At 65.7% G+C, this 12,380-nt stretch carries 12 protein-coding genes and 1 tRNA gene; all 13 read left to right on the top strand.

Features of this window, described 5'->3' with window-relative positions:
* Positions 1-7: 7 nt before the first annotated feature.
* The 13 genes from tolQ to WIX41_RS13565 all read left to right on the top strand — a co-directional run bounded on the left by tolQ (position 8) and on the right by WIX41_RS13565 (position 12,358).
* A complete protein-coding gene (tolQ, locus tag WIX41_RS13505) occupies positions 8-787 on the top strand; it encodes a protein TolQ (RefSeq protein WP_339448322.1) in 780 nt (259 codons plus the stop codon).
* Positions 788-810: 23 nt separating this feature from the next.
* Positions 811-1,239, top strand: coding sequence for a protein TolR (tolR, locus tag WIX41_RS13510; protein WP_339448323.1), 429 nt, complete (start codon positions 811-813; stop codon positions 1,237-1,239).
* Entirely contained in the window at positions 1,229-2,290 is a 1,062-nt protein-coding gene (tolA, locus tag WIX41_RS13515; RefSeq protein ID WP_339448324.1) for a cell envelope integrity protein TolA, read from the top strand. The genes tolR and tolA overlap by 11 nt, the downstream gene beginning before the upstream one ends.
* 153 nt (positions 2,291-2,443) lie before the next feature.
* Positions 2,444-3,766: a Tol-Pal system beta propeller repeat protein TolB gene (gene tolB / locus WIX41_RS13520; RefSeq protein ID WP_339448325.1), complete on the top strand. Its 1,323-nt coding sequence runs from the start codon at positions 2,444-2,446 to the stop codon at positions 3,764-3,766.
* Between the two features lie 65 nt (positions 3,767-3,831).
* The gene (gene pal, locus WIX41_RS13525) at positions 3,832-4,347 is read left to right on the top strand and encodes a peptidoglycan-associated lipoprotein Pal (RefSeq protein ID WP_339448327.1); all 516 of its coding nucleotides are present in this window, start codon (positions 3,832-3,834) and stop codon (positions 4,345-4,347) included.
* Between the two features lie 3 nt (positions 4,348-4,350).
* Positions 4,351-5,169, top strand: coding sequence for a tol-pal system protein YbgF (ybgF, locus tag WIX41_RS13530; RefSeq protein ID WP_068853748.1), 819 nt, complete (start codon positions 4,351-4,353; stop codon positions 5,167-5,169).
* A gap of 117 nt (positions 5,170-5,286) precedes the next feature.
* On the top strand, positions 5,287-5,985 hold the full coding sequence (gene queE / locus WIX41_RS13535; RefSeq protein ID WP_339448330.1) for a 7-carboxy-7-deazaguanine synthase QueE: 699 nt from the start codon (positions 5,287-5,289) through the stop codon (positions 5,983-5,985).
* A gap of 75 nt (positions 5,986-6,060) precedes the next feature.
* A complete protein-coding gene (queC, locus tag WIX41_RS13540) occupies positions 6,061-6,726 on the top strand; it encodes a 7-cyano-7-deazaguanine synthase QueC (RefSeq protein ID WP_409187391.1) in 666 nt (221 codons plus the stop codon).
* Between the two features lie 71 nt (positions 6,727-6,797).
* Positions 6,798-6,873: transfer RNA gene (locus WIX41_RS13545), tRNA-Lys, on the top strand.
* A gap of 344 nt (positions 6,874-7,217) precedes the next feature.
* Entirely contained in the window at positions 7,218-10,127 is a 2,910-nt protein-coding gene (locus WIX41_RS13550; protein WP_339448331.1) for a TonB-dependent receptor domain-containing protein, read from the top strand.
* Positions 10,128-10,269: 142 nt separating this feature from the next.
* Complete coding sequence (locus WIX41_RS13555) at positions 10,270-11,160, top strand: NAD-dependent epimerase/dehydratase family protein (protein WP_339448333.1); 891 nt, start codon at positions 10,270-10,272, stop codon at positions 11,158-11,160.
* A gap of 73 nt (positions 11,161-11,233) precedes the next feature.
* Entirely contained in the window at positions 11,234-11,911 is a 678-nt protein-coding gene (locus tag WIX41_RS13560) for an MliC family protein (RefSeq protein ID WP_339448334.1), read from the top strand.
* Positions 11,912-12,055: 144 nt separating this feature from the next.
* Entirely contained in the window at positions 12,056-12,358 is a 303-nt protein-coding gene (locus WIX41_RS13565) for a zf-TFIIB domain-containing protein (protein WP_339448335.1), read from the top strand.
* Positions 12,359-12,380 lie beyond the last annotated feature (22 nt).

Raw genomic sequence — 12,380 nt, forward strand, 5'->3', positions numbered from 1 at the left:
ACAACGGATGATCGCAATGCTCCTGGCCCTGCAGGCCACGGTGGTCGAAGCGCTGCCGCAGGAAGTCACCAGCGCCGCGTCGCAGGCCGTCGCCCAAGCCGCGCATGGCGGTGGCATCAATTACCTGGACCTGATGATCAAGGCCAGCCTGCCGGTGAAGATCATCGTGCTGCTGCTGCTGGCCGGTTCGTTCATCAGCTGGGTGATCATCTTCCGCAAGGCACGCGTGTTCAACGCGGCCAACCGCGAAGCCGACGAGTTCGAAAGCCGCTTCTGGTCCGGCGCCGACCTGGGCAAGCTGTACAGCGCCGCCACCGACCGCAACCGCAAGGTGGGCGGGCTGGAAGCGATCTTCGAAGCCGGCTTCCGCGAGTTCACCCGCCTGCGCGACAAGCGCCGCCTGGATGGCCGCGCCCAGCTTGAAGGCGCCCAGCGCGCCATGCGCACCACCTTCACCCGTGAAGTGGACCAGATGGAACGCAGCCTGGAGCTGTTGGCCAACATCGGTTCGACCGCGCCCTACGTGGGCCTGGTCGGCACCGTGTTCGGCATCATGGTGACCATGCACGACATGATCAACAGCGGTGAGCAGGCCGGTATCGCCTCGGTGGCGCCGGGTATCTCCGAAGCGCTGTTTGCCACCGCCATCGGCCTGTTCGTGGCGATCCCGGCGGTGTGGGCCTACAACCGCTTCACCACCCGCGTCGAGCGCATCTCGGTCCGCTTCGAGACCTTCGCCGAAGAGTTCAGCTCGATCCTGCAGCGCCAGTCCGCGGGCGACGAGTAAGCGCCCAGCACAAGGATCCTGCCATGACCGCTGCCATCGGCCGCCGCAAGCGCCGCAAGCTCAAATCCGAAATCAACGTCGTGCCGTACATCGACGTCATGCTGGTGTTGCTGATCATTTTCATGGTCACCGCGCCGCTGCTCACCCTGAGCTTTGAAGTGGACCTGCCCAGTTCGCAGGCCAAGGCCCTCGAGAGCAAGCAGGATCCGGTGATCGTCTCGGTGCGCCTGGACGGCCAGCTCAGCCTGAAACTGCCAGACGCCAAGGAACCGGCCCCGATGGACGCCGGCCAGCTGCAGGCACGGCTTGGCGCACTCGCCGCACAGGACAAAAACCTGCGCGTGATCGTGGCCGCCGACAAGGCCGTGGCCTATGAAAAGGTGGTTGCGGCCATGGACGTGATCAAGCGCGCCAACGTGGAAAAGGTGGGCCTGGCGACCGATGCACGCTGAAGCCCTGCCACCGCAGCGCCAGCCGGAAGGCGGGTGGGGCCTGCCGATCGCCCTGGCGATCCTGGTCCACGTGCTGCTCGCGCTGGTGTTCATCGCCGCCTGGCTGTGGTCGCCCCAGCGCAGCACCGAAGCGGCCGCCGGCGATCCGGCCATTGAGGCCAGCCTGCAGCTGTCGGCCTCTGAAGCCGCCGCCGCACGCCAGGCGCTGCGCGCCTCGGAAAAGCTGCCCGACCTGCCCGAGCCGGTTGCCGAGCCGATCCCGGTGGAAGAAGACACCGTGCCGCCGCCGCAGCCGCTGCCTGAGCCACGCCCGCAGGACGCGCCCACCCCGCAGCAGCAGAACGCGCAGGAGCGCATCGCCCAGCCCGACACGGTCGACCAGGCCGCGGTCAACGCGATGTCGATCTCGGCCGAGAAGGCCAAGCAGGAACAGGAAGCCAAGCGCCGCCAGGAACAGATCGACCTGACCGAACGCAAGCGCGTGGAAGAAGCCGAGCAGAAGCTTCGCCTGGCCAAGCAGCAGGAAGAGGCTGAGCAGAAAAAGAAGCTGGCCGAGCAGGAACAGATGGCCAACGACACCAAGGCAGAAGCCGAGCGCCAGAAGAAGATCGCCGAGATCCGCAGCCGCCGCGAGGCAGCTGAGAAGGAAGCCAAGCTGGCCGAGCAGAAGCTGCGCCAGCTGGCCGCCGCCCGCGCGGCAGCCGGGCAGTCTACCGCCGGTTCCAGCGGCGCCGCCCAGCCGGCCGCCGGTGGCGGCGGCACCAGCGACGACCTGCGCGCCAAGTACGCCGCGGCGATCCAGCAGAAGGTGCTGGCCTCGTGGACCCGCCCGGACAACGTGCCGTTCGGGCAACGTTGCAGGATCGAGATCGTGCAGCTGCCCGGCGGCAACGTGAGCTCGGCCAAGGTGAGCCCGGACTGCCCGTTCGACGAGGCCGGCCGACGCTCGATCGAAGCGGCCGTGCTCAACGCCCAGCCGCTGCCGTACCGCGGCTTCGAGACCGTGTTCGCCCGCCAGCTCAATTTCACCTTTACCGCCCAGGACAACTGATCCCGGGCGGCCGGGCAGCCCCCGTTCCGTTAATGAACCGTGATTTTTCGGGGCGCGACCACTCGGATTTCACACCCGGTTGGTTCATGATTGCGAAACTGTTCACCGCACTGCTGTTATCCCTCGTTCTGGTTTTCCCCCTATAGAGCGCCCATGAAGAAGATGCCTCGCTGGTTTGCCGTGTTCGCGGCTTTGTTGTTGCTGCCTTTTGCCGCCGTCGCGCAGCAGAGGGGCCTGGATATCGACATCATCGGCGGCAACGCCTCCGCGCTGCCCATCACCGTGGTGCCCATGCCCTATCAGGGTTCGGCCGCGGCCCCGCAGACCGACGTGGCCCAGGTGGTACGCGCCGACCTGGAGCGTTCCGGCCAGTTCCGCACCCTTCCCGAAGCGCAGATCGTCGAAAAGCCCACCCGCGGCAGCGAAATCCAGTTCGCCACCTGGCGCGCGCTGAAGCAGAACTACATCGTGGTGGGCCGGGTCATGGACGCCGGTGCCGGCGCCTACCGCGTCGAGTACGAGCTGTATGACGTGCCCAAGGGCGAGCGCCTGCTGGGCCTGGCGATGACCGCCCGTGGCAATGCCATGCGCGATGTAGCCCACCAGATGGCCGACGCCATCTACGAAAAGATCACTGGCGTGCGCGGCGCGTTCTGGACCCGCATCGCCTATGTCACCGCCAGCGGCAAGGGCGATGCCATGCGCTACGCGCTGATGGTGGCCGATTCGGACGGCTTCAACCCGCAGACCATCGTGCGTTCTGCCGAACCGCTGCTGTCCCCGTCGTGGAGCCCGGACGGCAACCGCCTGGCCTACGTCAGCTTCGAGCGCGGCAACTCGGCGATCTACATCCAGAACATCGCCACCGGCGCCCGTGAGCTGGTCACCAGCTTCCGCGGCATCAACAGCGCCCCCTCGTTCTCCCCGGATGGCCGCCGCCTGGCCCTGTCGCTGTCGCGCAGCGGCAACCCGGAAATCTACGTGATGGACCTGGGCAGCAAGCAGCTCACCCAGCTCACCAACCACTTCGCCATCGATACCGAGCCGACCTGGAGTGCAGACGGTTCCAACGTCTACTTCACCTCCGACCGTGGCGGCCGCCCGCAGATCTATCAGGTCTCCTCCAGCGGCGGCAGCGCCTCGCGCGTGACCTTCCAGGGCAACTACAACGCCACGCCGAGCATGTCCTATGACGGCAAGAAGCTGGTCGTGGCGCAGGGCAGCGGCAACACCTACAAGATCGCGATGATGGACAGCAGCCTGGGCTCCCCGCGCTGGAGCACGCTGTCGCCCGGTTCGCTGGACGAATCGCCCACTTTTGCGCCCAACGCCAGCATGGTGCTGTACGCCGCCCGCGAGGGTGGTCGTGGGGTGTTGTATGCCGTATCGGCCGATGCGCGCGTGCGCCAGCGGCTGGTCCTGGCCGACGGGGATGTTCGCGAACCTTCTTGGTCGCCATACCGTACAAAGCGCTAACAGAGTGTTAAGATCCGCACGTATTCATCCCTACATCCGGCTTTAGGAGCCTCAAAGGTAACTACATGAACAAGACCTCCCGCGTTTTGCTTGTCTCCCTGCTTTCCATGGCCGTCCTGGCCGGCTGCTCCAAGAAGGTGAAGGAAGTGCCGGAGGCTCCGGTCGACACCGGCAGCACCACCCAGCCGACCGGTCCGACCACCTCCGGCCTGTACGGCCCGGGCGACCTGGACACCGACGCCTGCCTGCGCCAGCGCGTTGTGTTCTTCGACCTGGACCAGGACGTCATCAGGCCGGAATTCCAGGCCCAGATGAACTGCCACGCCAAGTACCTGCGTGACCGTCCGTCGGCCCGCATGACCCTGCAGGGCCACACCGACGAACGCGGTTCGCGCGCGTACAACCAGGCCCTGGGCGAGCGTCGTGCAAACGCCGTGTCCTCGGCGCTGCAGGCCAACGGCGCTTCGGGCAGCCAGATCACCGTGGTGTCCTACGGTGAAGAGCGTCCGACCTGCACCGAGTCGAACGAAGGCTGCTGGTCGCAGAACCGTCGCGTCGAAATCGTCTACACCGCGCAGTAATCCATGCGCATCGGCATCAAAACCCTGATGCTGGTCGTTGCGGCAGCCCTCGTGGCTGCCGCACCGGCGCAGGCCCAGCGGCAGAGCCTGGCCGACCGCGTTGGCGCGCTCGAGCAGCAGGCCTACAACAACAGCTCCAACCAGGACCTGTTGAACCAGGTCAACCAGCTTCGGCAGCAGATCCAGCAGCTGCAGAGCACGGTTGAGCAGCTCCAGAACGAAAACGCCCAGCTCAAGCAGACCTCGCAGGACCAGTACCTGGACCTGGACGGGCGTCTGAACCGTATTGAAGGCGGCTCGGCTCCGATCCTTCCGGCCGCTCCGGCCGCGAATGCCCCGGCCGTTGCCCCCAAGCCCGCCGCACCGGCAGTGGCCGCCACCGAGCGGCCGCCCTCCGTGCACGGCGACCCGGGCAGCCTTGCCGCCAGTGGCGATGAGCGCACCGCGTACAACGTGGCCTTTGATTCGCTCAAGGCCGGCAAGTACGACGACTCGGCCCAGCTGTTCCTGAGCTTCCTTGAGCTCTATCCCAATGGCGTCTACACCCCCAACGCGCTGTACTGGCTGGGTGAAAGCTACTACGCCACCCGCAATTTCCCGCTCGCCGAGGCGCAGTTCCGCGACCTCATCGCGCGTTACCCGACCCACGACAAGGCCTCTGGTGGCCTGTTGAAGATCGGCCTTTCCCAGTACGGCGAAGGCAGGATCGATGAAGCCCAGGCCACCCTGGAGCAGGTCGTCAACACCTATCCCGGCTCCGACGCCGCGCGCACCGCGCAGGACCGTCTGCAGGCCATCCGCCTCGGTCAGCAGATCCGCTGAGGCCCCGACCGGCCAAGGCCGGTATAATCAGAGGTTGGCCCGACTGTGTCGGGCACCGTAGAGCCAGGCCCTGCCTGGCTGCTCTCGTTTCCGTAACCGCATTCCCAGACGCCCACGATGACCACCCCCCTGTCCGCCGCCGCCGCGCTCCCCAGCGAGATCGTGCAGTCGCCCCTGCCACGGCTGAAGATCACCGAGATCTTCACCTCCCTGCAGGGCGAGGCCGATGCCGCTGGCTGGCCGACCGTGTTCGTGCGCCTGACCGGCTGCCCGTTGCGCTGCACCTACTGCGACACCGCCTACGCCTTCCACGGCGGCACCTGGTGGGACATCGACGAGATCGTGCGCGAGGTGCTGGCCCAGGGCGTGCACCACGTCTGCGTGACCGGCGGCGAGCCGCTGGCCCAGAAGCGTTGCCTGGTGCTGCTGGAAAAGCTGTGCGCGGCCGGTCTGGACGTCTCGCTGGAAACCTCCGGCGCGCTCGATGTGAGCGGCGTGGACCCGCGCGTCTCGCGCGTGGTCGACCTCAAGACCCCCGGTTCTGGCGAAATGGCGCGCAACCGCCTGGAAAACCTGCCGCTGCTGACCCGCCGCGACCAGATCAAGTTCGTGCTGTGCAGCCGCGAGGATTACGACTGGGCGCGCGGCATGGTCCGCGAGCACCGCTTGAACGAGCGTTCCATGGTGCTGTTCTCGCCCAGCAAGGGGCAGGTGAGCCCGCGCGAGCTGGCCGACTGGATCGTGGAAGACCGCCTGCCGGTACGCTTCCAGATGCAACTCCACAAGATTCTCTGGGACGACGAGCCTGGGCGATGAGCCCGATCGACGCCCCTTGATGCACCGGCGCGGGACAGCGTGCTGGCTTTCCCGCAACCCACCGGAAACACCCTGATGAAGAACGCAGTTGTCCTCCTGTCCGGCGGCATGGATTCCGCCGCCGTCGTCGCCATGGCTCGTGAGCAGGGCTATGCCGTGCATGCGCTGAGCGTGCGCTACGGCCAGCGCCACACCTCCGAACTGGATGCCGCCGCCGCCGTGGCCAAGGCCCTGGGCGTGGTCGCGCACAAGACCGTGAACGTCGACCTGCGCAGCATCGGCGGTTCGGCGCTGACCGACGACATCGACGTGCCCGAAGCGGGCGGCGAGGGCATCCCGGTCACCTACGTGCCGGCGCGCAACACCATCATGTTGTCGGTCGCGCTGGGCTGGGCTGAAGTGCTGGGCGCCAACGACATCTTCTGCGGCGTCAACGCCGTGGACTATTCCGGCTACCCGGACTGCCGCCCCGAGTTCATCAGCGCCTTCCAGACCCTGGCCAACCTGGCCACCAAGGCGGGCGTGGAAGGGGCGGGCATCCAGGTACACGCCCCGCTGCAGTTCCTGAGCAAGGCCGACATCGTGCGTGAAGGCGTGCGCCTGGGCGTGGACTTCGGCCTGACCGTGTCCTGCTACAACGCCGACGCCACGGGCGCGGCCTGCGGCCACTGCGACGCCTGCCGCCTGCGCGCCCAGGGTTTTGCCGACGCCGGCGTGGCCGACCCGACCCGCTACGCCTGACCGCCGGGCTACGCCTGCGGCGCAAGATGGGTTAGAATGCGCACCCCCGGCGCGAAGTCGGGGCATGCAATGGGCCGTTAGCTCAGTCGGTAGAGCAGAAGACTTTTAATCTTTTGGTCGATGGTTCGAATCCATCACGGCCCACCAATTGCATCAGATATTTAGGCGCCCCCGGGGCGCCTTTTTAGTGGCTCACGAAAAATTTGGCCAATTCGCATTGCAGATCAGCGGCGTAGCGATCGTGAGCACCACCAGCATGGTCACTGGGCTCAGCGAATTGCCCCTCTCGCAGCAGGTTCGCGTCATTTTCTGCTCTGTGATGAGAACTATCTGATAGCCGAACTCCCCGTCTGAGTGCGTCATAGGCGTCCCGCTGAAATCGTTCATCGGGTGTTTGGATCCACTCTGGATGGCCGATCACCTGCCGCTACCTCCGCGTGAGGTCGGGATCGTTGACGGCTAGCCATACTTGACGCAAGAGGGAATCAAGGATGCACAAGAGGACACTGGCTACGGCCATCAGCACCATCTTGATGGTCGCAGCAGCGGCCACGGCGCAGGCTCAGGACGCAAGGCAGCCCACGGAGGAAAGCGCCGACATCAAACGACTTGATGCAGTGACGGTGACTGGCTCGCGCATTCCGCGCGTGGACTATCTGTCGGCATCTCCGGTCGGCACGCTGACCGCCGAAGACATCCGGGCCACCGGTGCGGTGACGCTGGGCGATGTGATCAACGCGCTGCCGCAGATGTCGACGACCTACTCGATGGGCAACTCGACGCGGTTCATCGGCACCGCCGGCCTCAACCTGCTGGACCTGCGGGGCCTGGGCGTGGATCGGACCCTGGTGCTGGTCAATGGACGCCGGCACGTTGCCAGTGCCGCGGGCTCGTCGGCCGTGGACATCAACACCATTCCGGCCGCGCTGGTGGAGCGTGTTGAGATCCTCACCGGCGGTTCGTCGGCCATCTACGGCGCCGACGCCGTCAGCGGCGTAGTGAACTTCATCCTCAAGAAGTCCTTTGACGGAACCGTCGTGAATGCCCAGATCGGCCACGCGGAGGAAGGCAACTTCAACGAGCGGTCGGTCAATGTCGTCAGTGGCGGCACCTTCGCGGACGGCCGAGGCCAGTTAGTCTTCTCGGCGGCATTCAACAACCAGGATCCGCTGTACCTGCGGGACCGCGCGTTCAGCCGCGACTCGCAGCGCTATCTGACCGATCCGAACGATCCAACCCAGACCCGTACCATCCTGGCCCGCAACGCCAGCGTGTACAGCTACACCGCTGGCGGTGTGCTCGATCTCGACGGTCGCAGTGCTACAACCCATGACCGCTATGTGTTCGATCCGGATGGCAGCCTGCGCCCGCAGCGTTTCGATGGAATCGTCGACACCACGCGTACCGGTTGTTCCGACTGCGACAATCTGGACCCGAACCAGTACGGCCAGATGCAGCCGAGCAACAGCACCGGCGCAGTCAACGCCAACTTCGGTTTCGACCTCAACGACAACCACCGGATCTTCGTCGAAAGCAAGTGGGCGCAGAACAAGGTCAAGGCGTTCTCCACGTCTGGACCATCATTCGGCACGTACATGATTCCGCGTGACAACGCCTATATCAGCGACGAGCTGGGGCAGTTCATGGATGCCAATGGGCTCACGCGTCTGCGCATCAGCCGCAACAACACCGATGCCGGATTCCGCGGCGAAGACACCACCCGCAGGACCGGCCGCATCGTGGCGGGCATCCAAGGGGTGTTCGGCTCGGACTGGTCGTATGAGGCCAGCGCCAATTACGGGCGCACCGTGGAAACCCGGACGAATCTGAACAATCAGATGCCCGACCGCTTCAATGCCTCGATCGATGCGGTGTTCGACGACAACGGCAACATCGTGTGCCGGGCCGCGCGCGATGGCACCGCTGGCCCGGAGCATCCGGTCACCGGCGAAGACCTGCTGGCAGGCTGCATCCCGACCAGCATCTTCGGCGAAGGCGCGGTCTCTCCGGGCGCGGCGGCGTGGTTCAATGCGCGTACCCCAAGCCGCACCGAACTGACGCAGAAGGTCTTCTCCGCCAACCTCGCCAAGAGCGAACTGTTCGCGATGCCGGCCGGCTCCGTGGGCTTTGCCTCCGGTGTCGAGTTCCGCAAGGAAACCAGCCAGCAGACGACTGACCCGCTGCAGCAAGCCGACCTGACGTTCCTGAATGCGATCCAGAACCAGCGGGGCCAGTACTCGGTCCGCGAGGCGTTTGCGGAAATCAGTATGCCTTTGCTGGCTGACCTGCCCTTCGCGCAGAGCGTCAATCTCGACCTGGCGGGCCGCATCTCCGACTACACGACGGTCGGTACCACGGTCAGCTGGAAGACGGGGTTGGATTGGACGTTCAACGACTCCCTGCGTCTGCGCAGTACCTACTCCAACGCGGTGCGCGCGCCAAACATCTCCGAGCTCTACGATCCGCAGTCGGTGAACTTCTTCTCCATCAGCGACCCGTGTTCTGCGGCCAACATCGGGCGCGGCGCGGATCCGGCAGTTCGCCAGGCCAACTGCAGCGCACTCGGCGTGCCGATGGGCTGGACACCCAATGACACGTCCACGCGCCGCGGCCTGTCCGGTGGCAACCCGGATCTGGCGGAAGAGACCAGCAAGACCTTCACGGTAGGCGCGGTGTTCACGCCGGCCGCCCTACCGGGCTTCGGCATCACGGTGGACTACTGGGACATCCAGATCGAGGACGCCATCAGTTCCGTCAGCGGCCAGCAGCTGGCCGATCGTTGCGTGGACGCGGTGGGCGGAATCGACAACGAGTTCTGCGCCAGCATGACCCGCGATATCGCCGGCGCCACAGACGATCCGTGCGCGATTACCTCGCTGGAAGTCCTGCCGCTCAACATCTCCAAGCTGCGGGCGCGAGGTATCGACTTCGGCATCGACTACGCCTTCGAGAACGTGTTCGGTGGGCGCCTGACGACGAAGCTGGAAGGGACTTACCTCAAGGAGTTCCTGAGCTACCCGTTCCAGAGCTTCCCGGACGAAGTCGTGGATGAGCGCAACGTGCTGGGCACGCCGAGGTGGAAGGGGATCCTCACCATCGGCTATGCCCGCGGAGCCTGGGATCTGAGCCTGCGTACCCGCTATGTCGACAGCCAGATCCTGGTGACGAACGAGCAGTACGCGACCAACCCGGATCTACAGGATCCAATCAAGGTGTCGCGGATGACCTTCACCGACGCACGCGTCGGGTATGGCGCCACCGAACGCCTCAGTCTGTATCTTGGCGTGCGCAACGTGTTCGACCGCGAGCCGCCGTACAATCTCTATGGCACCGGCGTGGGCAGCGCGCAGTACGATAACGTCGGGCGATTCTTCTACACCGGTATGAACTACCGATTCTGATGATGCGTGCGTTGGCCGGCCCCGTTCAGCGGGGCCGGCTTGCTATGCACACTACCGGTGTCATTCAAGACATGCGCCATGGTGTCTTCCCGCTACAATCCACGTATCCCGGTAGCTCCCGGGCGCTGACATGTGCTCTCCAGTGAAGATTCTCCTGACAGGAAGTTCAGGCCGGGTAGGTCGCGCCATCTTTGGCGCCTTGGCCGCCCGCCACGAGGTGGTGGGCATCGACCGCAGTCCCTTTGCGACCACGCGTCACGTGGCCGATTTCACCGATACCCGTGTGCTGGCAAAAGCGCTGCAGGGGGTGGATGCGGTCATCCACGCCGCCGCGCTGCATGCGCCACACGTGGGGCTTTTCAGCGACAGCGAATTCCAGCGCATCAACGTGGAAGGCACCCGCACGCTGGCGATGCTGGCGCGCGATGCTGGCGTGCGGCGACTGGTGTTCACCAGCACCACCGCGCTGTACGGGCACGCCATCGTGCCGGGGCGCTGCACCTGGGTGGATGAGCAGACAACGCCCCAGCCCCGCACCGTTTACCACCGTTCCAAGCTGGCGGCCGAACAGTGGCTGGAAGAGGCGGCTGGCTTCGACCTGGACGTGCGCGTGATCCGGATGTCGCGTTGCTTCCCGGAGCCGCCAGAACGCATGATGTTATACCGGCTCCATCGCGGCATCGATGTCCGCGATGTGGCTGATGCACACGTGGCGGCATTGACCAATGGCGGCCCCGCGTTCCAGCGTTACCTGGCCAGCGGCTGGACCCCGTTCCGGCGGGAAGATTGCGAGGCCTTGGTGACCGACCCTCATGACGTGCTGGCCCAGCGTTGTCCGCAATGGCTCGCTGAGTACGACCGTCGCGGCTGGACACTGCCGGTGGTGGACCGCATCCACGACGCACGCGCGGCCAGCATCGGGTTGGAATGGCGCAGCTGGCGCGGCCCGGAGACGATCCTGGAGCAGCTGGCGGTGGGCAGCATCGAGGTCCTCCCCGATACCGCCCGGGTGGATGACTGCACCATTGAATAGCCCGCATACACGCCGCCTGAGCGCGGCGTGGCGCAGACTGTGCTGGTTGAGTAACAGGCGCTGTGGAGGTGCCATGAACCGTTTTGTCCTGATCGGCCTGGGCGCGCTGGCGCTGGCGGCCTGCAAACCCGCGCCCACCGATACGGCGGCTGCGCCCAGCGCGCCCACAACGGGAACGGCAGCGTCAGAATCGCCGAAGCCGGCGCCTTCGTCGGCGGTACTTCCAGTGGCTGGCGGCGAAGGTCCGTCCTTCGACTGCGCCAAGGCGACATCGGATACGGAGAAAACCGTATGCGGCGACGCACGGCTGTCGGCGTTGGATCGTGAACTGGCCGGACTCTACAAGGCGGCACAGACCGGCCCGGGCGAGCTGGACGTGGCCGCTGAGCAGCGCGGCTGGATCAAGGGCCGCGATGCCTGCTGGCAGGCGGTGGATGCCAACCGCTGCCTGCTCGAGTCGTACCAGACCCGCATCGTCGAGCTGCGTCTGGCCGCGGCTACCGGACCGGCACCCACTGCAATTCAGTACCAGTGCGATGACGCCAGCAAGCCGCTCTCGGTGGCCATCCACAATGAGCTTGACCCGCAAGTGGCCATCATCCGCTTGGGCCGCGACCAGGCCATCGCCTTTGCTGCACCGTCAGCCAGCGGCAGCCGCTACACCCGCGAGGGCGTGGAATTCTGGGAACACCAGGGCGAGGCAACGCTGGAGTTCTACGGCACGCGCCTGAGCTGCAAGGCTGCAGGCTGAGCCAACCGATGACAGCGCGGCAGCATGGGCAGCGGGGCAGATGAGGGGTTCGTGCAGAAACCGTCATCCTGGCGTTGTCCCGTTGTGCGCCGGTCAGCTGGGCCACGGTACAGTCAGCGTTCGACCCCGAATGGAGCCTGATCGATGCAATGCCCCGTCTGTACTACCCAAGCGCTGGTGATGTCCGAGCGCCAGGGCATCGAGATCGATTACTGCCCGCAGTGCCGGGGCGTGTGGCTGGACCGTGGCGAGCTGGACAAGATCATCGAGCGATCGGCCGGTGCCGCCGCGCCGGCACCGGTGCGTGCCGCTGCACCGCCGTCTCCGCCGCCGCAACATGTGCAGCATCGCGATACCCGCCACCTCGGCCAGCAGCACTACGGCGATGGACAGGGCTACCGCAAGAAGAAGAAAGAAAGCTTCCTGTCTGACCTGTTCGACTTCTAATCGCGAACGCGATCCGCGCGCC

This window comes from Stenotrophomonas sp. AB1(2024), from assembly GCF_037482345.1.
GTDB lineage: Bacteria > Pseudomonadota > Gammaproteobacteria > Xanthomonadales > Xanthomonadaceae > Stenotrophomonas.